Origin of the sequence: Mesorhizobium sp. B3-1-8 (assembly GCF_006439495.1) — a bacterium.
GTDB lineage: Bacteria > Pseudomonadota > Alphaproteobacteria > Rhizobiales > Rhizobiaceae > Mesorhizobium.
In genome coordinates this window covers 33,498-53,238 of sequence record NZ_VFTK01000025.1, presented here as the reverse complement: position 1 = coordinate 53,238, position 19,741 = coordinate 33,498, and the positions used below count along the sequence as shown (strand labels likewise).

General features: G+C 59.5%; 18 protein-coding genes. 14 read left to right on the top strand and 4 right to left on the bottom strand.

The window, feature by feature from the left end; all coding sequences use genetic code 11:
* The first annotated feature begins 508 nt into the window (after window positions 1–508).
* The 3 genes from FJ424_RS22325 (at window position 509) to FJ424_RS34375 (ending at window position 2,659) form a co-directional block, all read left to right on the top strand.
* The gene (locus FJ424_RS22325) at window positions 509–1,465 is read left to right on the top strand and encodes a DUF1403 family protein (RefSeq protein WP_140655398.1); all 957 of its coding nucleotides are present in this window, start codon (window positions 509–511) and stop codon (window positions 1,463–1,465) included.
* Between the two features lie 2 nt (window positions 1,466–1,467).
* Complete coding sequence (locus FJ424_RS22320) at window positions 1,468–2,157, top strand: SMC-Scp complex subunit ScpB (protein ID WP_140655401.1); 690 nt, start codon at window positions 1,468–1,470, stop codon at window positions 2,155–2,157.
* Between the two features lie 145 nt (window positions 2,158–2,302).
* A complete protein-coding gene (locus tag FJ424_RS34375) occupies window positions 2,303–2,659 on the top strand; it encodes a topoisomerase DNA-binding C4 zinc finger domain-containing protein (protein WP_140655404.1) in 357 nt (118 codons plus the stop codon).
* Here the strand turns inward: FJ424_RS34375 and FJ424_RS22305 are convergent.
* Together FJ424_RS22305 and FJ424_RS22300 are read right to left on the bottom strand one after the other, a co-directional pair.
* Complete coding sequence (locus tag FJ424_RS22305) at window positions 2,558–4,213, bottom strand: phospholipase D-like domain-containing protein (RefSeq protein ID WP_246677327.1); 1,656 nt, start codon at window positions 4,211–4,213, stop codon at window positions 2,558–2,560. The two genes, FJ424_RS34375 and FJ424_RS22305, sit on opposite strands and share 102 nt — an antisense overlap.
* A gap of 77 nt (window positions 4,214–4,290) precedes the next feature.
* A protein-coding gene (locus FJ424_RS22300) for an IS3 family transposase (protein WP_140655408.1) occupies window positions 4,291–5,480 on the bottom strand; the annotation gives its coding sequence in 2 pieces (ribosomal slippage) (window positions 4,291–5,228 and window positions 5,228–5,480; 1,191 coding nt in all).
* Window positions 5,481–5,623: 143 nt separating this feature from the next.
* Between FJ424_RS22300 and FJ424_RS22295 the strand changes: the two genes are divergently transcribed.
* The 4 genes from FJ424_RS22295 to FJ424_RS22280 all read left to right on the top strand — a co-directional run bounded on the left by FJ424_RS22295 (window position 5,624) and on the right by FJ424_RS22280 (window position 8,923).
* Entirely contained in the window at window positions 5,624–6,391 is a 768-nt protein-coding gene (locus FJ424_RS22295) for an ATP-binding cassette domain-containing protein (protein WP_246677328.1), read from the top strand.
* 54 nt (window positions 6,392–6,445) lie between these two features.
* Entirely contained in the window at window positions 6,446–7,243 is a 798-nt protein-coding gene (locus FJ424_RS22290) for a transporter substrate-binding domain-containing protein (RefSeq protein ID WP_140655414.1), read from the top strand.
* A gap of 205 nt (window positions 7,244–7,448) precedes the next feature.
* Window positions 7,449–8,114, top strand: a complete 666-nt coding sequence (locus FJ424_RS22285; protein ID WP_140655418.1) for an ABC transporter permease — start codon at window positions 7,449–7,451, stop codon at window positions 8,112–8,114.
* Entirely contained in the window at window positions 8,114–8,923 is an 810-nt protein-coding gene (locus FJ424_RS22280) for an ABC transporter permease (protein WP_140655420.1), read from the top strand. Before FJ424_RS22285 ends, FJ424_RS22280 begins: the two co-directional genes overlap by 1 nt.
* On the opposite strand, the gene FJ424_RS34115 is transcribed toward FJ424_RS22280, so the two are convergent.
* Window positions 8,920–9,348 (bottom strand): hypothetical protein, encoded by a 429-nt coding sequence (locus FJ424_RS34115; protein ID WP_246677326.1) that lies wholly within the window; start codon window positions 9,346–9,348, stop codon window positions 8,920–8,922. The two genes, FJ424_RS22280 and FJ424_RS34115, sit on opposite strands and share 4 nt — an antisense overlap.
* Before the next feature lie 73 nt (window positions 9,349–9,421).
* Between FJ424_RS34115 and FJ424_RS22270 the strand changes: the two genes are divergently transcribed.
* The 7 genes from FJ424_RS22270 to argE are packed head-to-tail and all read left to right on the top strand — an operon-like array spanning window position 9,422 to window position 18,691.
* Window positions 9,422–10,675 carry a pyridoxal phosphate-dependent aminotransferase gene (locus tag FJ424_RS22270; RefSeq protein ID WP_140655423.1) on the top strand — a complete coding sequence of 418 codons (1,254 nt, stop codon included), beginning with the start codon at window positions 9,422–9,424 and terminating at the stop codon, window positions 10,673–10,675.
* Between the two features lie 22 nt (window positions 10,676–10,697).
* Complete coding sequence (locus FJ424_RS22265) at window positions 10,698–12,404, top strand: thiamine pyrophosphate-binding protein (protein ID WP_140655426.1); 1,707 nt, start codon at window positions 10,698–10,700, stop codon at window positions 12,402–12,404.
* A 5-nt stretch (window positions 12,405–12,409) separates the two neighbouring features.
* Window positions 12,410–13,513, top strand: a complete 1,104-nt coding sequence (locus FJ424_RS22260) for an NAD(P)/FAD-dependent oxidoreductase (RefSeq protein WP_140655429.1) — start codon at window positions 12,410–12,412, stop codon at window positions 13,511–13,513.
* A gap of 53 nt (window positions 13,514–13,566) precedes the next feature.
* Complete coding sequence (locus FJ424_RS22255; RefSeq protein ID WP_140655433.1) at window positions 13,567–15,519, top strand: FAD-dependent oxidoreductase; 1,953 nt, start codon at window positions 13,567–13,569, stop codon at window positions 15,517–15,519.
* Between the two features lie 26 nt (window positions 15,520–15,545).
* The gene (locus tag FJ424_RS22250) at window positions 15,546–16,016 is read left to right on the top strand and encodes a GNAT family N-acetyltransferase (protein ID WP_210239435.1); all 471 of its coding nucleotides are present in this window, start codon (window positions 15,546–15,548) and stop codon (window positions 16,014–16,016) included.
* A 39-nt stretch (window positions 16,017–16,055) separates the two neighbouring features.
* The gene (gene aldA, locus FJ424_RS22245; RefSeq protein ID WP_210239434.1) at window positions 16,056–17,492 is read left to right on the top strand and encodes an aldehyde dehydrogenase; all 1,437 of its coding nucleotides are present in this window, start codon (window positions 16,056–16,058) and stop codon (window positions 17,490–17,492) included.
* A 26-nt stretch (window positions 17,493–17,518) separates the two neighbouring features.
* Window positions 17,519–18,691 (top strand): acetylornithine deacetylase, encoded by a 1,173-nt coding sequence (gene argE / locus FJ424_RS22240; RefSeq protein WP_140655439.1) that lies wholly within the window; start codon window positions 17,519–17,521, stop codon window positions 18,689–18,691.
* Here argE and FJ424_RS22235 read toward each other — a convergent pair.
* Window positions 18,645–19,577 carry a LysR family transcriptional regulator gene (locus FJ424_RS22235; protein WP_281405443.1) on the bottom strand — a complete coding sequence of 311 codons (933 nt, stop codon included), beginning with the start codon at window positions 19,575–19,577 and terminating at the stop codon, window positions 18,645–18,647. The genes argE and FJ424_RS22235 overlap by 47 nt on opposite strands.
* Window positions 19,578–19,741: the final 164 nt, after the last annotated feature.

Genomic DNA, 19,741 nt, shown 5'->3' with positions numbered 1-19,741 from the left:
ATTGTAGCATGCCCTATGCGTAGGCGGGCTTCCATAGTGCAGTGAAGGCCTGCGTTCGGCTCGGGCTCTAATCGGCGGCTGCGGCGTGCAAATGGGAAAGGGGTTCTGCCCGGCGGGGGTTATAGTAGCGGGAGAGCGCTACCGCCTTTCCCCCCTCTGAGACCCCGCCATATTTTCTACGGTGTTGGGCGTGATGGATCTAACACTAGTGCTGCAAAGCCCATGGGAACCGGAAAGTCTCACTCAACGTCCATTGTGCGTTTTCCATGAACCAAACGACAGCTGCACGCCGCCGTTCAGCTATGGAGTCGATCCAAGAACCCGGGTCCAAAAAGCAGACAATGCGTCAGGAGAGCCGATGGAGATCATTGCCGCCCAAGGCGGCGGGCATGGCATTCTTAAATGACTGATATTGCAACATTATCATTCGTTTTGATCAGACGACAGGCTGTGCGTTTTGTGCCGAGAATCATCGCCAAAAGCGCACCGGCGATTTACCCTCGAAATCATGATTCGCCTCGATCCCGCGACCGCAGCGCCGGCATCGCCGCCAACCGTCCCGGCCTGGGCGCTTACGGCCGGCGGCGGCGCCCTCGGCGACGTTGACGCCGCCTTCCAGGCCGGCGCTGCCTTGGGCGCGCTGGACACGCTCGCCCGCGCGCAGCCTGCCTGGGCAGGCGCCTGGCGGCAGCGCCTGGCTCTCAACTGCGCCGCCGCCAGCATGCGGCTGGCCGGCCGCGCCGAGGATGCGGCCGGCTTGCGCGACGCCTGGCAACTTTGCCCGGCCGGCGCCGATCCCGGCCCCGCCGGCGCCATTTTTGGCGCCTGGCGCCAGCTGGCGATTCAGCCGCCGGCGGTCAGCGCCGATCGGCTGGCAAAAGTGGCCGAGATGCTCGGGCTCGCCTGGGACGACGCGGCGCTCGCCGACCTCCACACGCAGATCGAAGACGTGGCGGGGTCGCGGCGGCCGGCGCCGTTTGCCGCCGCGACAATCGCCGCCCGCGTCGTCGCCATGCGCCCCGATGCCGAGCTTTTTGGCTGGTGGCTCGCTGACCTGGTGCTGGCGCAAAGCCTGCGCTGGCCGCGGCCGTTGCCGCTGCTCATGGCCCAGGCCTTTGCTCCGGCCTTCCGCAGCGAGCCCAGCGGCAAGCGCATCCGAGCCGGGGAAAAAAGCTTTGAGCGGGCGGTCTGCGTCGCGATTGTTCAAGCAGCGGCCGACGCCTGCCGGCTGGCCGCCGAGCTGTCCCGCCGCGCCGACAAACTCCTGGCGGTGGCGCCGAAGCTGCGCGCCAAAGGCGCCGGCGACGTGATTTTTTTGCTGCTCAATGAGGATGCCGTCGCCGGCTCCCTGACGACCAAAAACCTGTCGCGCTTTGCGGCGCGCCGCCTGTTCGAGCGCCTCCAGCAACTCGATGCCGCGCGCGAGCTGTCAGGCCGCACCAGCTTCCGGCTGTTTGGGTTGTAGCGATGAGCCAAGCCTCCGTCCGCCGCAAGATAAACGAACAGCCGGCGCTGCTCGACACCGAGCTCGAGCACCTGCCGCCGGAACTACGCTGGCGCGAGTGGATGGGCCGCGTCGAAGCCGTGATTTTTTCCGCCAGCGAACCGGTGCCGCGCGAGGTGCTGGCGCGGGTGATCGGCAGAAGCTGCAATCTCGACCTGATTATCGATGACATTCGCGCCGAACTCGCCGGTCGACCTTATGAACTAGTAGCGGTCGCCGGTGGCTGGCAGCACCGGACCAAGAAGGTTTTTGGCGACGTCATCCACGCCGCATTCGGCACAGTCGCGGGGGAGGGGGCAAAAGAGCTGTCGCAGTCGGAGGCGCTCGTCCTGATGTGCATCGCCTATTTCCAGCCGATCACGCGTGGCGAGCTGTCGAGCTTCTTCGGCAAGGAGGTGTCGCGCGATCTGATCGGCGTGCTGCGCGCGCAGGACCTCATCGCCTCCGGGCCGCGCAGCCCGCAGCCGGGCGCGCCCTACACTTATGTGACGACGAAAAATTTCCTGTCGCAGTTCGGGCTCGACACGCTGCGCCAGCTGCCGGATTTCGAGGCGCTCGAGGACGCCGGGCTGCTGTCGAAGGAAAAGCTACTGGCGGGAGACATTCCGGTGGGGCTTGTCGGGGAGAGGGGCGCCGAAGAGGAAGAAGGCTAGGGGCCATAATCTTGAGGACCAGGTATTTTGATCGGGCGTTGCCCGAGTCATGCCTCAGCCGAACGATTGGCCGGAAAGACCACTTGGTTGGTGCCGCCTGCGTGGCGCAGCGACGAAAACAGGATGCCCCGAAGTTCGGCCGTGATTGCCAAATCCGCAGGCTTCCACGATAGGGAGCGCCCGGGAACCATCTCGATACATCCGAGAGCTCTCCGAGATCGCCGGTGACAACCTCTGCTTCGAGACTGTCGCCGGCGACCTTCTGCGCCAGTGTCCGGCATGTTGGGCCGGTTACTTGGTCGAGCGGACCGGAACAGCCAATCGCCGTTTTCTGGGCTGCAGCCAGTTCCCCAACTGCGAGGATACGGCACGCCTGAAACAGCAGAGCGCCGCGCCCATCTCATTCGAGTTCACGCTCGCAGGTCTCGAGCAACGACGTCGCCAACTTGGGTCCCTCAAGATAGAGGCCGATTTCATCGAGCGGGTTGTCCTCGAGTCCTGACTGGGACCCCCAATTCAGACTGCTGACGACGACGTGGTCGGAGTCCCAGGCCAGAAACTTCGCATGCAAATGCGGTTCGGGCACACCTGTGAGGTCCACGATGCCGTGGAGCCGTTCGCGATCCTTTGTGACGTGGCTGCGCTTCACCGGTCCGGTCCGGCGCGAATAATAGATGCGCACGTCGCTGAGCCGCCGGCCGGCGACCTCGGCGGGATCGAACAGCGCCGGGACCATGTTCGCGCCGACCTTGTTGGTACAGCAGACGAAGCGCTGCAGCGCATCGTGGGCTGCAACGCGCAGCAGGCGCTCATGGTCAGCGGCAAGCAGGATCGTCAGCGTCGCCGCCGGCGCCTGCGCCTCTTCAGACGTCGACAGCATGTTTCGCTGGCGCCGCAGCTCGGACGCCATGAACTGCAGTGCCTCCACGGATCGGCTGGCGCTTGAGAGCCTGGACACAATCTCGCGGAGCAGATCCAGCCCTTCTGCGACCGCGTTGGGCTCTCTGAGTTCGGCTGAAACCTCAACGGCCGAGAAGGGAGAGTGGAGCCAATTGCACGATCCAATCAGCACCACCGCGCCGTCGTGGCCATCGTCGGCAACGAGGAACTTAGCATGGCTCTCGACCGGATCCCTCTGTACCAGAAGAAATCCTCTGGTTTGCCGTGCCGTGGACAAGCGCAGATAGAGTTCCTGCATGGCCGCGGCGTGCTTGGCGCGATCGAGCGAAGTGCCGAAGAAGAGGTGGCATCTCACCCCGCGCTTGCACGAATCCTCCAAGGCTCGCACGATGCGTTCCCGACGATCCCGGCCCTGTTCATCCGACTGAGAAGCCACGAAGGTGGACAGGACGAATATGTTGGACTTGGCTGCGCCAACAATCTGCTCGAAGCGTTGCAAGTGCTGCTCGGCCCCGACGACGATGTCGCTGGCGCTGAACCGGGTCTGGATAGATGCGGGACGCTCGGGTGGCGGTGTGCTGGTCTTCGGTAGAACGCCGGTCTTGATCGTCGCTTTGAGGGCCTCGACGAGTTGGTCGCTCGCACCTTGCGGAAAGACGCCGGCTCCGACCTCATCGAGATTGAGCACGAGGAATTTCGCCTCAAGGAAGGAACTGTTGGCCTGAACGCCGCGCAGCCATTCTCCGGGCCTCAGCATGCCGACCATGAACTCGTTGACGCGTTGCATCATTGAATAATTCGTCTCGGGTGGTTCCCCTTCCGGAAACCGAATGATTGCGCCCTTGGCAGGAAGCTTGGTGACTGGGATCGTGTCAACGTCCCTCGTCCTGAAGACGGACAGCCCGACCTTCTCGTAGACCACACTGATGCCGATCTCACGATCGGCCCAGCGTTCAGGAAGTGCGCGGCCGGTACGGATGAAGTCATGACCAATACTGCTGGTGACAAGGACTGGGTGCGGCGAGAGCCTGACTTCGACAAGGCCGAACTGCATGAGCCGCGCCACGGTGGAGCCGGCCAGCTGTCGGGGGATCTTGAGCGTCTCCGAAACGTGATTGATCGTCCCTGGGCTTCGATCCAGTGACAGCAGGATCATTTCCTCGACCGGGCTCCAGCCCCAGGTCCGCTGGACGATGCCTGGTGCGCGATAGTGCCTGACCTGCCACTGAACTGTCATCCAGCTGCGATTAGAGCCTCGACAGTTTTTGTTACGCCTTGTGGCGCGGGTTGAGCAACCGGCGGAGGCGCGGAGCCTTCGATTAGCGCAGCGTCGGAGCCGGTTGCGGTGATGACCTCGGCATAGGCTGCCGGGGTCTGGTATCCGAGCGAGGAATGTGGCCTGGCGGTGTTGAAGTCCTCCCTCCATTCGGCGATGGCACTGCGGGCGTGATCCAGGCCGAAGAAAAGGCTCTCGTTCAGGAGCTCATCGCGCATCCGTCCATTGAATGACTCGACATAGCCGTTCTGCATCGGCTTGCCCGGCGCGATGTAGTGCCATTCCACCCGATGATCCTTCGCCCAGGCGAGAATGGCGTTCGAGGTGAACTCGGTGCCGTGGTCGGATACGATCATGCCGGGCTTGCCGCGGTGGGCGATCAGTTCCGTCAGTTCACGCGCCACCCGGCGGCCGGAGATCGACGTGTCCGGGATCGCCGCCAGGCATTCGCGCGTCACGTCGTCGACGATGTTGAGCACCCGGAACCGCCGGCCGCAGGCGAACTGGTCATGGACGAAATCCAGCGACCAGCGCGCGTTCGGCTTTGCCTCGACCAGGATCGGCGCCCGCGTGCCGACCGCTCGCCGCCTTGCCCGGCGCTTGCGCACCGTCAGGCCCTCCTCGCGGTAGAGCCGATAGATGCGGTTGACCCCAGATGCCTCGCCCTCGCGCCTGAGCAGGATGAACAGCCGCCGGTAGCCGAAGCGTCGGCGCTGGTTGGCGAGGTCACGCAGCCGACCACGCAGCTCCGTCTCGGGCGGACGCCGGGACTGGTAGCGGATCATCTTGCGATCAGCGCCCACAAAGGAACAGGCCCGACGCTCCGACAGGCCCATGACGGCCTGCAGATGCGCAACGGCTTCGCGCTTGGCGGCAGGCCCTACCATTTTTTTGACAGAAGCTCACGCAGCGCCGAGGCTTCGAGCATCTGGTCTGCGAGCAGCTTCTTCAGCTTGGCATTCTCGTCTTCCAAGGCCTTCAGGCGCTTGGCGTCGGACACGTCCATCCCGCCATACTTGGCCTTCCAATTATACAGCGTCGCCTCCGAGACCCCGTGCTTGCGAGCCAAATCGCCCGCCTTCGCTCCCGCCTCGTGCTCGCGCAGAACCGCAATGATCTGCTCTTCCGTGAACCGCTTTCTCTTCATCAGTCCGTCCTTCGATCAAGGGCCGGACTCTAATCTCAGATGGAGGAAATTCTCAGTGGCAGGTCAGGAATGTTGTTGGGTTTCGACCGTTCCGCAAGCTCGGCGGCTATGCCAGCGCAACAATGAGGCCAACCTTGACCACCGTGGATAAAGTGGCGCTCCAGGTTTCTGAGCTTCATAAGAGCTATGGTCCCTATGAGGTCCTCAAAGGCGTTTCTCTGTCCGCCAAGGAAGGCGACGTCATTTCAATCATTGGTGGCTCGGGCTCCGGCAAGTCGACGTTGCTGCGCTGCATCAACTGCCTCGAAAATCCGACCAGCGGCATCATCCGCGTCAATGGCGAGGAGATCAAGCTGAAGGCCGACAGCCACGGCCACACCGTTCCGGCCGACCGCAGGCAGATCGAGCGCATCCGCTCCAAGCTCGGCATGGTGTTCCAGAATTTCAACCTGTGGAGCCACATGACGCTGATCGAGAACGTCATCGAGGTTCCCGTGCATGTGCTCGGCGTCAAGCGCGACGAGGCGGTCGCCCAGGCCGAAAAGCTGCTGGCGCGCGTCGGGCTTGCCGAAAAGCGCGACGTCTATCCCGCCTATCTTTCAGGCGGCCAGCAGCAGCGTGCCGCGATCGCCCGCGCCTTGGCCATCAATCCGCGCGTCATGCTGTTCGACGAGCCGACCTCGGCGCTCGACCCCGAACTGGTCGGCGAGGTGCTGAAGGTGATCGGCGACCTGGCGCGCGAAGGCCGCACCATGGTGCTGGTCACCCATGAGATGAAGTTCGCCCGCGAGGTCGCGACCCATGTCGTCTATCTCTACAACGGGCTGGTCGAGGAAGAAGGCCCGCCGGAGCAGATCTTCGGCGCGCCGAAATCCGAAAGGCTCAAGCAGTTCATCCGCAACATCGGCTAGGGACAGGCCGGGACGGAAGAAAACCGGGAACCAACAACAAACTGGGAGTATGAAATGAAGACTGTTCTGAAGACATTCGCCGCGGCGCTGCTGCTCGGCGTCGCCGCCATGGGCGTGGCCAAGGCAGATCCGGTCAAGATCGGCGTCGCCGCCGAACCCTATCCGCCCTTCACCTCGCCGGATGCTTCGGGCAAGTGGGTCGGTTGGGAGATCGAGTTCATCGACGCCGTATGCGCCAAGGAGAAGCTCGACTGCGTCATCACGCCCGTCGCCTGGGACGGCATCATCCCGGCGCTGACGACCAAGAAGATCGACCTTATCGTTTCGTCGATGTCGATCACCGACGAACGCAAGAAGACGATCGACTTCTCGGACAAGTACTACAACACGCCGACGGCGATCATCGGACCGAAAGACCAGAAGTTCGGCGCCACGCCCGACGATCTCAAGGGCAAGGTCGTCGGCGTCCAGGTGTCGACCGTGCACGCCGTCTACGCCAAGAAGCACTTCGGCAGCACGGCTTCCGAGATCAAGGAATACCAGACCCAGGACGAAGCCAACAATGACCTTGCCGCGGGCCGCCTGGATGCGGTGCAGGCCGATTCCATCGCGCTCAAGGAGTTCCTCAAGACCGACCCGGGCAAGGCCTGCTGCGATCTCAAGGGCATGGTGGCCCCCGACGACGAGGTGCTCGGACCGGGCGTCGGCGCCGGCGTGCGCAAGGAAGACACCGATCTGAAAGAGAAGATCAACGCCGGCATCAAGGCGATCCGCGCCAACGGCAAATATGACGAAATCTCGAAGAAATACTTCGATTTCGACATTTACGGCGGCGCGCCGCAGTCGAACTGACGACCCTCTCAAGGGCTGGAGGGCATGACGACAGGGTCATGCGCTTCAGCCGACCATTCCCACGCATGCTTGCCCCCGGCATCTGGCGTCGGCGGACAGAGCCAGCAATCCGGGGGCGAAGCTGATCGATTCATTTTTTCCGGCCTCGGCGGCCGGCATCGTCGAACTCCTCTCGCCCGCGCCCGTCGGCTGGGGCGGGACGCTCATGCTCGGGCTGCTGCATTCGCTTGAGATTGCCGTCGGCGCCACTTGCGTTGGACTTTTGATCGGCATCTGTGGCGCCTATGGCAAGCTCTATGGCGGCCCGGTGGTGCGCGATCTGCTGGCCGTCTACACGACCATCGTGCGCGCCGTGCCGGAACTGGTGCTGATCCTGCTGCTCTACTATGCCGGCACCGACCTGATAAACCAGGTGCTGACCGCGATCGGCTACCAGCGTGTCGATATCAGCGGGCTGGTGGCCGGCATAGCCGTGCTTGGCTTCGTCCAGGGCGCCTATTCGACGGAAGTCATACGCGGCGCCATCCTCGCCATTCCGCAGGGCCAGATCGAAGCCGCCCGCGCCTACGGTATGTCTCCCGGCCTTCTCCTGAGGCGTATCACGCTGCCGGCGATGCTGCCCTTTGCCATTCCAGGTCTCGCCAATCTGTGGCTGATCGCGACCAAGGACACCGCACTGCTTGCCGTCGTCGGCTTCTTCGAGCTGACGCTTGCGACACGGCAGGCGGCAGGCGTGACCAAGGCCTATCTGATATTCTATCTCGCCGCCGGCGCGCTCTATCTGGCGGTATCCCTGTTCTCGAACCTGATGCTTGGCCGCCTCGAAGCCTGGTCGAGGCGCGGCATGCCTTCGATCAAGGACGCGCGCTGATGGCCAGCGAAGCGACCGTCATCAATGCAGTGACGCGCACTTCGCTGTGGCTGCAGCCGCATCGCATCGTGCTGATCCTGATCGCGCTGGGGCTGGTGCTGTCGGCTGTCTTCTTCATGCGCTGGGACTGGTTGCCGCAATACTACGAGATGGGCTTGCTCGGCATCTGGCGGTCGCTGTGGATCCTCGCCGTCACCTGCGCATTGGGCTTCATGTTCGCCGTGCCGCTCGGCCTCGCGCAGGCCGGTGGCCCATTCTGGTTCGCCGTGCCGGCCAAGGTCTTCTGCACCATCATCCGCGGAACGCCGCTGCTCCTGCAGCTCTGGCTGCTCTATTACGGGCTTGGCTCGCTGTTCCCGCAATATCCGTGGGTCCGGGAATCCTGGATGTGGCCGTATTTCAGGCAGGCCTGGCCCTATGGCGTGCTGGCGCTGACCCTGTCCTTCGCCGGCTATGAGGGCGAGGTGATGCGCGGCGCCTTCGCCGGCGTGCCGAAAGGCCAGTTGGAAGCGGCACGCGCGTTCGGCATGAGCCGCTGGAAGATATTTCGCCGCATTTGGCTGCCGCAGGCCTTCTACCGGGCGCTGCCGACGCTCACCGGCGAAACAGTGCTGCAACTGAAGTCGACACCGCTGGTGGCGACGATCAGCGTCATCGACATCTTCGCGGTGTCGTCCAAGGTGCGGCAGGACACCTACCTGACCTACGAACCGCTGCTGCTGCTGGCGTTGATCTACATGGCCATCACGGGCATCCTCGTCTTCGTCTTCAGCCGGATCGAGGCGCGGATTCCCGTCAAGACCGGCTAGTGGAAGGCCACGTTGACGAGGCGATGATTTCGCCGGGATCGGCGGTTCAGACGAAAGGTTGGCTTGCTGGTTGTGCTCGGCAGAGGCAGCGCCGCCATCATCGTCGCGCGATCGGTGCTGAGCGCTTGGGCAATGTCGACCTGCGAGACATCGGGATTTTGGAATATCACCTCAAGAACCGCGAACTGCTTCTGGGAGATACCGAGCGGCTCGACGAGGGCTGCGTCCCGTCGCGCAGCAGCCCCTCGTAGCCTTCGCGGCGAAGCGCTCACGCCAGCGCCACACGCAAGTCTTGGAGTTGCCGATTGCCGCATGATCTCGACGGTGCCGACGCCATCGGCGCTCAACAGGTTGGGGGGCATTGCGATGAACCGAGCAAACGACCGATCACAGGCCAGGTTGTTGCAATAAACGAAAGAACTCATGACCAAACAGGTCTTTGTGCGTGCATCAATTTACCCCAAAATCGGAATCAGAAAATTCGCATGAGGTCACCGTATGTCTGTCACAGTCGTGCCGGGTGAGATGCCCGAATATCGCTCGAAGACCCTTCAAAAGATTGGCGTTTCAGAGATATTGCGGATTGGCGCTCGTGCACAGGAGATGCGGCGCAGCGGTCACGACGTGATTATCCTAGGGGCGGGCGAACCGGACTTTGATACGCCGGATCACGTCAAGGAGGCGGTCACAAGAGCTCTCAAAGATGGCCAGACAAAATACACTGCGCTGGAGGGCACCTTAGAGCTTCGAGAGGCTATCTCAGCGAAGCTGGAACGGGAAAATGGACTGGTCTACAGGCCGTCGGAGATCATCGTCTGCTGTGGTGCCAAGCAAGTCATTTTCAACGCCCTGGCTGCGACATTGGAACCGGGAGACGAGGTGGTTATCCCAACCCCGTTCTGGACGTCCTATGAGGACATGGTCACTATCAATCGCGGGCAGCCGAAGCTGGTACCCTGCGGTGAGGATCGACACTTCAAGCTCGACGCCGCAGCGCTCGAGGCGGCTTTGACTAACAAGACCCGCTGGGTGATGCTGAACTCGCCTTCAAATCCGACGGGGGCCGCGTACACCGCCGGAGAGCTTTCGTCTCTACTTGAGGTCTTGCGTCGTCATCCCCGCGTGCTCGTGATGAGCGACGAGATTTACGAGCACATCGTCTATGACGGATTTAGCCATGTTTCCCCGGCGCGGCTTGCGCCTGACCTGCGTTCCCGCTTTCTTATCGTGAACGGCGTTTCGAAGGCCTACGCAATGACGGGCTTTCGCATAGGGTGGGGCTCGGGCCCGGCCGAACTCATCGCTGCGATGGCCGTCGTTCAAAGTCAGGTAACGTCAAGCGCATCCTCGATCGGTCAGGCTTCAGCCTTGGCTGCTCTCAATGGTCCTCAAGAAGTGGTTGGGCAGCGCGCAGAAGCGTTTGGCAGACGGCGCGATTATCTTATCTCGTCCCTGACGCGGATACCGGGAATTTCCTGCGAGGCCCCAAAGGGAGCTTTCTATCTTTTTCCGAGCGTCAAAGGGATCATTGGGTCACGTGGACCCAGCGGACGACCCTTGCTGGAGGACCGCGACGTTACCGAATATCTTTTGGAAAGAGCTCATGTCGCGCTCGTTCCAGGCTCCGCCTTCGCGCTGCCCGGACATATGCGCCTTTCCTATGCAGCGAGCCAAGCGAGCCTGACCGCGGCCGTCGCCAGAATAGCTGAAGCTGTAAGCCTGCTGGATTTCCGCCGCGTGGCGTCCGCGTAGCATCGATAAGTGGATCGAGATCATGAATACCCCTTTGATAAATGCCAACGTCAACACCCTCCGCACCGGAGGTCAGATCCTGATCGATGAACTGCGATTGCAAGGCACACAGCACGTTTTCTGTGTTCCTGGTGAGAGCTATATCGCGGCGCTTGACGCACTGCACGATTCTCCCATTGAGGTAACCATCTGCCGACAAGAAGGCGGAGCCGCCATGATGGCGGAAGCTCATGGGAAACTTTCGGGCAAACCAGGAATCTGTTTCGTCACCCGGGGTCCAGGAGCGACGAATGCGTCGCCGGGGGTTCATATCGCGATGCAGGATTCCACGCCGATGATCTTGTTCGTTGGTCAAGTCGAGCGTGGTATGCGCGAGCGTGAGGCCTTTCAGGAGCTCGATTATCGTGCCGTCTTTGGCTCAATGGCCAAGTGGGCGACCGAGATCGACTCGCCGGACCGCATACCGGAAATCATCTCCAGGGCGTTCCATGTAGCCATGTCCGGCCGGCCTGGGCCTGTGGTGATCGCCCTTCCGGAGGATATGCTCGTGGAGCAGTCGAGCGTTCCTCAATCGAGGCCGTATCAACCGACGCAGCTGGCTCCCGATGCCGCCTGTCTGACGAGATTGATGGAGCTTATCGAAACGAAGTCAGCACCGCTGATTATTGCCGGTGGATCAGCGTGGGACAAAGAAAGTGTTGAAGCACTGGCGCGCTTTTCGACGTTGCACGACCTTCCTGTTGCCGTCTCCTTCCGAAGGCAAAGCCTCGTTTCTGCAGACAACCCCAATTTCGTCGGTGACCTTGGGGCCGGCTCAAACCCCAAGCTGGTCGAATATGCCAAGAAAAGTGATCTGATTCTTCTCATCGGAGGTCGTCTGTCCGAACTACCCAGCCAGAGCTATTCGCTTCTGAGCATTCCTTGTCCCGAACAGACCTTAGTTCACGTTCACCCAGGAATTGGTGAGATTGGCCGCGTATACCGCCCGGACCTTTCATTCAATATGTCGCCGGGAGCGTTCCTGAAGTCGGTCAATACTTATGACCATCACCAGTCGCACAAGCATTCCGCGCGCGTCGATGAGGGACGCAAGCTATATCTCGACTGGAGCGAGGACTTTACGGTCGTCCCGGGCCCATTCAATCTGGGAGCCGCGATCTGCGCGCTCCGCGATGAACTGCCCGACGACGCGGTGATCTGCAACGGAGCAGGGAACTATGCAACGTGGGTACACCGTTTCTATCGCTTTCGGACCTTCGGTAGCCAGCTTGCACCCACATCCGGATCGATGGGCTACGGCGTCCCTGCTGCTGTCGCAGCCAAACGCGTTAATCCCGATCGAACCGTTCTAGCCTTCGCTGGGGATGGTTGTTTCCTTATGAACGGCCAGGAGTTTGCGACGGCGGTTCAGTACAACCTCAACATCATTGTCGTCGTCGTGGACAACGGAATGTATGGCACCATCCGAATGCATCAAGAGCGGGAATATCCTGGGCGAGTCGTCGCCACCGCATTGAAGAATCCCAATTTTGCAGACTATGCCCGCACTTTCGGCGGACACGGCGAGACCGTCACAAAAACTGATGACTTCATTCCTGCACTGCGGCGCGCGATGGCGGCCGGGAAACCAGCCATTCTGCATTGTCTGACCGATCCGGAGGCCCTGACGCCTGCGCGCTCGCTTAGCCAGATCAGACAGGAGGCCTACCTGGCAGGTAGAGGTAAATAGGAAGCATGGACAAGCTGAACACGGTTGTCATTGGTGCGGGCGTTGTAGGGCTTGCCATTGCCCGTGCCTTGGCTATGGCCGGGCGCGAAGTGGTGGTTCTTGAACGTCACAATGCTATTGGCACCGAGTGCAGCTCGCGAAACAGCGAGGTCATCCACGCCGGAATCTACTACTCCCCCGGATCCTTGAAAGCTCGGTTATGCGTCGAAGGCAGACAAGAGCTTTACCGCTATTGCTTGGACCGCAATATCTCCCACCGCAGTTGCGGAAAGATAATCGTGGCCACCTCCGAAACTCAGGCGTCTACGCTTACCAGGATTAAGGAGACTGGGATCAAAAATGGAGTGAGCGATCTTCGTACCGTCGGTGCAGACGAAATACGCGACCTTGAGCCCGAGTTGATTTGCTTCAGCGGGCTGATGTCGCCGTCTAGCGGGATCGTCGACAGCCACGGGCTCATGCTGGCTTTCCAGGCGGACTTGGAGGCGGCTGGTGGTGTGATCGCCTTCAACACCAACGTCATCGGAGGGAGATGTCTGCATGACGGCATCTGTCTCACGATCGGTGACGATGGGTATGAAGTGCAGGCGTCACTTGTCGTAAATTCTGGTGGTCTTGGCGCACAGATTCTTGCGGCGAATCTCATTGGCTTTGATCGACGCACAGTTCCTCCCCGTCACCTCGCCAAGGGCAACTATTTTTCCCTTTCCGGTAAACCGCCATTCTCGCATTTGATTTATCCTGTGCCATCCGGTGGTGGGCTTGGTGTACACGCAACAATTGATCTGGCGGGACGTGTGCGATTTGGTCCCGACGTCGAATGGATTGATGAAGTAGATTACCTCCCGAACGGGGACCGGGCGGCGGAATTTTATGACGCGGTTGCCGACTACTGGCCGGGCGTCCGTACGGCTTTCCTGTCGCCTGAATACGCTGGGATCCGGCCCAAGATCGAGCGTCCCGGGGGATCAGCAACAGATTTCGCAATTCATGACAGACACACTCACGGGCAGACAGGTCTGATCAATCTTTACGGCATTGAATCGCCAGGCCTGACTGCCTCCTTGGCGATCGGCCGGGTAGTCAGCGAGATGTCCGGAAAAGCCTGATCGTGCCAGTCTGCGCACCACGCAGAACTCGCAAGAAAGAGAAGGATGTAGTCGTGCGTTTCCCCCATCTGTTTTCCCCCTTTACCATCAAGGGGGTAACGGTCCCCAATCGGATCTTTTCCACGGGTCATGACACGGACCTAGGGCACCATGGCGCCCCTTCGGATGCTCTCGTCGCTTATCAGCGAGCCCGTGCAAAGGGCGGGGCAGGCCTCATCATCGTTCAGGTTGTCGGCGTGCACGAGACCGCCCGCTACACGTCGGAAGTTCTTATGGGGACGTCCGATGCATCCATTCCTCAATTCAAGATCCTGTTCGACACGATCAAGGCTGAAGGCACCCGTGCATTTGTACAGCTTTTCCATCCTGGACGCGAACTTCTCGGCCGCAGGAACGGTGTCGCGCAAGCCGCCTATTCCGCATCGACGTCGCCCGCAGAGAGGTTTCGAATTGTGCCGCGTGCCCTGGAGACGGAGGAGGTCCACGAAATCATTCAGGGATATGGCGCGGCCGCGCGTCGCATGAAGGAAGCAGGAGCGGAAGGCGTCGAGATCGTTGCCAGCCACGGGTATTTGCCAGCGCAGTTTCTAAGCCCGAACATAAATTTCCGTGAAGATGAATTCGGCGGTTCGCCCGAAAAACGCTTGCGCTTTCTAGAACTGGTTTCCGATTGTGTCCGGCGCGAGACGGGTGATGACTTCATCGCAGGCATTCGCATTTCCAGCAATGAATACGACGTCGCCGGCTTTGATGATGATTCAACACTGGAAATTTGTAGATCGCTGCGTAGCCGATTCGACTATTTCAATGTGATAGCGGGAACCTCTGCGTCGTCGTCAGGCGCTGTGCACATCGCACCGCCAATGTCGATCAAGAACGCATATCTCGCGCCGTTTGCGCAAAAGTTGAAACAGACGATTCAGAAGCCCGTATTCGTCGCTGGCAGGATCAATCAACCTCACGAGGCCGAGGAAATTGTAGCGAGCAGTTCTGCCGATATGTGCGGCATGACTCGCGCAATGATCTGCGATCCGAAAATGCCGCAGAAGGCAAAACTCGGAAAGACTGATGATATTCGCGCTTGCATCGCCTGCAACCAGGCGTGCATCGGACACGCCCAGCTGGGGCTGTCTATCTCATGCATCCAATATCCGGAAAGCGGGCGAGAACTCCAATTTGGATCGCGTCCCAAGGCTGCGATTTCAAAGAAGGTGCTTGTTGTTGGCGGCGGACCGGGCGGAATGAAAGCCGCGTCCGTTGCGGCCGAGATAGGCCATCAAGTCACGCTATTGGAGGCCACGAGTCGTCTTGGCGGACAGGCCCAACTGGCCCAACTCCTGCCTCGCCGAAGCGAATTTGGCGGCATCATTACAAACTTGTCGAGAGAAATGGAGCTTGCTGGCGTTGAAGTTCGCTTCAACACCACCGCAACGGCCGAAGCAATCGTGGCGCACCAGCCGGATATTGTCATCCTCGCCACGGGAAGCGAACGCAGCTTGCCGCGCTTCGAGCAGGGGCAAGGAATCGATGTTGTGCACGCGCACGAAGTGATCTCTGGCAAGGCGAAGACCGGGCAGAGAGTCGTCGTATATGACTGGCTCGCAGACTGGATCGGACTTGGCGTCGCCGAGAAACTCGCCGTAGAGGGCGCTTACGTCCAGTTGGCAGTGAATGGGGTTTGTCCGGGCATCAGCATCCAGAACTATGTGCGCGATGCGGCGATTGCACGCCTGCACACCCTCGGCGTGACAATGACCCCATTTTCGCGCCTGTTCGGTGCAGAGAACCGAACGGTCTATCTGATGCACACCGCATCACAGGAGGCTGTCGTCGTCGATGACATCGACACGCTTGTCGTCTGCTCTCCAAATCGGCCGCGCGATGAACTTGCCCGCCCTCTCCGAGCCCTTGGGATCAAGACTCACCTTATCGGTGACGCACTTGCGCCTAGAACGGCGGAAGAGGCCGTGTTCGAAGGCCTAAACACCGCAACCCAGCTCGCATAACCAGCGCGGCTTAGGAGGAGAACCGAATGAACGCGATGAATAGAATCGAAATCGCTCTCGTCGATCCTGGAACACCCGCGATCACAGCGATGTTCGATGAACTGAACGCCTATATGAGCGCGCTATATCCGGCCGAAAGCAACCATTTCGCCAGTGTCGAAACCCTTCGCCAGCCAAACGTCCGCTTCTTTGGTGCCAAACTAAATGGTGAGTTCGTGGGGTGCGGCGGCATCGTAATGGAGGGCAAGGAGTACAGTGAAGTAAAACGCATTTTTGTATCCAATGCCACCCGGGGATTGGGCATAGGTCGAAAGCTGATCGAAGCGTTGGCGGAAGCATCACTCAAAGAGGGCATCACGCTTATGCGACTTGAGACAGGAATTTCCCAACCGGAGGCACTGGCGTTGTTTGCAGTCTGCGGCTTCACCCGATGCGGTTCCTTCGGCGATTATCCGGCAGACGATCCATACAGTGTCTTCATGGATCGGGTTTTGTAACGCAACCCAGAACACCTGCGAAACACTATGAGGTCGATGATGAAACCGAGGCATTTTATTGGTGGGTATTGGGTTGAAGGATCTGGCTCGGACCGCATTCCGGTTGATAACCCGGCAACTGGAGAGGTTTTCGAGAGCGTGCCGGCAGGCGGGAAAGAGGAGGCGAACAAGGCACTGGATGCAGCGATTTCGGCCGCAAGGATCTGGACCAAGACGCCTGCATTTGAGCGCGCAAACTATCTTGTCAAGGTTGCGGGCCTCCTTCGTGACCGGGTCGATAGCTTCGCCGAAACCATCATGCAGGAACAGGGCAAACCGCTCTCCCAAGCGAGAGGAGAGGTCTTGGGGACGGCATTGCAGCTTGAGTATCACTCGCAATGGGCGCGACGGATCGAGGGCGACACAATTGCATCAGACAATCCGGGGGAGCAGATTCTCATCTTGCGGGTTCCCGCGGGCGTCGTGGTTGGTCTGATCCCGTGGAATTATCCTTTGTCGCTGACAGCACGAAAGGTTGCCCCGGCGCTCATTGCCGGCAACACGATCGTCGTCAAGCCGCACGAAATCACGCCCCTGTCGGCACTACGCCTTGCTGCTCTCTTTGAAGAAGCCGGACTACCCAAGGGTGTCTTGAATGTTGTGACAGGACGCGGACTCGAGGTCGGGGCGGCCCTGGTCGGGGATCGGCGTACAAATCTAATCACCCTCACGGGCAGTGTAAGGGCGGGCCGCGAGATTATGCGCAGTGCCGCCGACAACGTTACACAAGTGTCGCTGGAGCTCGGAGGCAAGGCGCCCCTCATTGTTTGCGAGGATGCCGATCTGGACTACGCAGCAGAAAGGGCTGCCTTCTCGCGGTTCAGAAACTGTGGTCAGGTGTGCACGTGTAATGAGCGCACCTATGTTGACGCGAAGGTTTATGACGCTTTCTTGGAGCGTTTCCAGCAGCGCGTCAAAGCCTTGAGGGTCGGGCAGCCGCAATCCGATCCTGATGTCGGTCCAAAGGTAAGCAAACCCGAGCTAGAAAAGGTCGAGGCGATGCTTGCGCGTGCCGTGGATCAAGGCGCTAGAGTCGTCGTTGGCGGAGGACGTCCGAAGGACGCGCCTACCAAAGGCGGCTATTGGTTCGAACCGACTATCATCACCGATCTATCGCCATCCATGGACATCGTTCGTGAAGAGGTCTTCGGTCCGATTGCGAGCGTGCTGAGATTTTCGGACTTCGACGATGCACTGGCCCAGGCAAATGATTCCGACTATGGGCTCTCAGCGTATCTCTTCACGAAGGACTACAGGCGCGTCGTGCGAGCGATGAGTGAACTTGAATTTGGCGAAGTATTCGTCAATCGGGTGGGGCCGGAAGCAATCGGGGCCCATCACACAGGTTACCGGCGGAGCGGCATTGGCGGCGATGATGGGCGTTACGGTCTCGAAACCTATCTCAAGAAAAAGACGATCTATCTGAGCCCGAATTAATTCATTTCGAACAGGAGCATCAATTCGTGGTGGACGGAATTGTGCGCGTCCTTGAGATTCTGGAAAAGCTGGTGGAATTCGATTCCACCAGCCGAAACAGCAATCTGGACATTGCGGATTACATTGAGAACTACCTCGCGCAACATGGAGTGAGATGCCAACGGTTCGATTACGTGCCGGGTAGCAAAACCAATCTCTATGCGACCATCGGCCCGAATGACCGTGGCGGCATCATGCTCTCGGGACATACGGACGTTGTCCCGGTGGATGGCCAGACCTGGAGTACAAATCCATTCAAACTGGTCCGACGCGATGATCGTGTCTATGGCCGCGGCACCTGCGACATGAAGGGATTTCTTGCTGTTGTCCTGGCCGCAGTTCCGATGTTTGTGAAGGCTAATTTACAGACACCCATACATCTGGCGTTCTCGTGTGACGAAGAGGTTGGTTGCCGGGGCGTGGTGCCAATGATCGAGGGTATCGTTGGGCTTGGAACACTGCCCAAAGCCACGATCGTTGGTGAGCCGTCAAGCATGGACGTGATCGATGCTCACAAGGGGACCATGACATTCGTCACCGACGTGACCGGCGCCGAAGCTCACTCAAGTGCCCCAATGAAAGGCGTAAACGCCATCACCTATGCCGCGCGTCTGATCATGGAAATGGAGGCCAGCGCCGAGGCTCTGCGCAACGAAGGAGATGTAACCGGCCGATTTGACCCGCCTTACTCAACCCTGCACATCGGGCTCATTTCGGGGGGAACAGTCAAAAACATCGTCCCTGCTCATTGTCGGATTACCTGGGAGATCCGACCTCTGCCTGGCGTTGACGAAATGCCAGCGATCCATCGCATTGAAACCAAGTCGGAAGAACTTGCCTCCGAAATGCAAAAGATTGCGCCGAAAACTTCGATAAAAACAATTAAGCTAAACAGCGTCCCAGGCCTTTCGCACCAGCCTCTGAATTTAGCTGAACAGATTGCGCTCAAAGCGGCTGGGCGAAACAGCGTTTCAGCAGTTTCCTACGCAACGGAAGGTGGCCTGTTTCAAGCGGCTGGTATCCCAACCGTTGTCTGTGGACCAGGAAGTATAAACCAGGCGCACAAGCCGGACGAATACATACTAGTAGGCGAACTGAGCCGTTGTCTGACGTTTATGGCGAGCCTTTGCGCTTTGTGCGAAGCCGGATCTCTGGTTTGATTGCAAGCGCGCCCGGGCTTGTCTGCTCCTGCTGGGCCGACTTCAAAAGCCATGACTTAAAACTGAGAACGCTAGGACTCGCAGAATTCCTGTGGGGGTAGACTAAATAATATTTTGAGTCACCGATCAGGGGTTTATTGAGAGGTACAAACAGTTCCCCTGAAGCGATCTCCGACTCGAACAGAAAGCGCGGTACGAGCGCAATCCCCAGGCCGGATTTAGCAGCTTGAGCAATCATCTGGAACTGGTCGAAACGCGCCCCTAGAAGTGTACCCGATATTTGGACGGTTTCCTGCTCGAACCATTGGTTCCACGCCCAAGGACGTGTGACTTCATGCAAAATTGGAAAGGACAGCACATCCTTGGCTTCCTTTAAACCTTCAATGCCAGGCAAATGAGGGCTTGCTATCGGCACCAGCGCTTCGCCGAACAGTGGTTCAACGACGGCGTTGGGCCATATCGGCTCGCCGTAGTGAATTGCGGCATCGAGAGGATCTTCATCAAAAGAGAACGGCCTTGACCGAACGTAGCAAGACACGACAATGTTTGGGTTCGATTGCCGGAATTCTTCTAATCTAGGTATGAGCCACTTCGTTCCAAATGTGGAGAACACTCCTAGATTGAGAGTACCTTGCTCTCCGCCAGATCCATAGGCCATAATTTGCAGCGTTGTTTGCTCAAGCTCGATTAAGATCTTGCGGAGTTGTCGGGCATAGGTCCGTCCAGCTTCGGTGGGTACTAGCCGTTGGCGAACTCTGTCAAAAAGCTTAACTTGGACTGCGTCCTCCACTTGCTTGACGAGACGGCTAACCGCGCTTTGTGAAAGATGTAGGTCGTCTGCAGCCCTCATTATTCCTCCATGCCGAGCCGCACTCTCGAAGGCCATCATTGCGTGAATCGAGGGAAAGAGAGTACGGCGCATGGACGGGGTTCCAGAAATCCAACATTACTTTTCGAAGAGACGCCTGACCATTCTAGGGCGAGGACCGTAGAGCATACAGCCAATTCGAGCTGTTTGAGTTGAGCAAACGGCCCCAGACAATGACAATT

What these genes read in the sequence shown, in the direction of transcription:
- FJ424_RS22305 (WP_246677327.1), bottom strand. Translation starts at nt 4,213, where the DNA reads ATGATCCTGCTGTCACTGGATCGAAGCCCAGGGACGATCAATCACGTT.
- FJ424_RS34115 (WP_246677326.1), bottom strand. Translation starts at nt 9,348, where the DNA reads ATGAGTTCTTTCGTTTATTGCAACAACCTGGCCTGTGATCGGTCGTTT.
- FJ424_RS22235 (WP_281405443.1), bottom strand. Translation starts at nt 19,577, where the DNA reads ATGGCCTTCGAGAGTGCGGCTCGGCATGGAGGAATAATGAGGGCTGCA.
- FJ424_RS22290 (WP_140655414.1), top strand. Translation starts at nt 6,446, where the DNA reads ATGAAGACTGTTCTGAAGACATTCGCCGCGGCGCTGCTGCTCGGCGTC.
- FJ424_RS22265 (WP_140655426.1), top strand. Translation starts at nt 10,698, where the DNA reads ATGAATACCCCTTTGATAAATGCCAACGTCAACACCCTCCGCACCGGA.
- FJ424_RS22320 (WP_140655401.1), top strand. Translation starts at nt 1,468, where the DNA reads ATGAGCCAAGCCTCCGTCCGCCGCAAGATAAACGAACAGCCGGCGCTG.
- FJ424_RS22270 (WP_140655423.1), top strand. Translation starts at nt 9,422, where the DNA reads ATGTCTGTCACAGTCGTGCCGGGTGAGATGCCCGAATATCGCTCGAAG.
- FJ424_RS22285 (WP_140655418.1), top strand. Translation starts at nt 7,449, where the DNA reads ATGCTCGGGCTGCTGCATTCGCTTGAGATTGCCGTCGGCGCCACTTGC.
- FJ424_RS22250 (WP_210239435.1), top strand. Translation starts at nt 15,546, where the DNA reads ATGAACGCGATGAATAGAATCGAAATCGCTCTCGTCGATCCTGGAACA.
- FJ424_RS22280 (WP_140655420.1), top strand. Translation starts at nt 8,114, where the DNA reads ATGGCCAGCGAAGCGACCGTCATCAATGCAGTGACGCGCACTTCGCTG.
- FJ424_RS22325 (WP_140655398.1), top strand. Translation starts at nt 509, where the DNA reads ATGATTCGCCTCGATCCCGCGACCGCAGCGCCGGCATCGCCGCCAACC.
- FJ424_RS22260 (WP_140655429.1), top strand. Translation starts at nt 12,410, where the DNA reads ATGGACAAGCTGAACACGGTTGTCATTGGTGCGGGCGTTGTAGGGCTT.
- aldA (WP_210239434.1), top strand. Translation starts at nt 16,056, where the DNA reads ATGAAACCGAGGCATTTTATTGGTGGGTATTGGGTTGAAGGATCTGGC.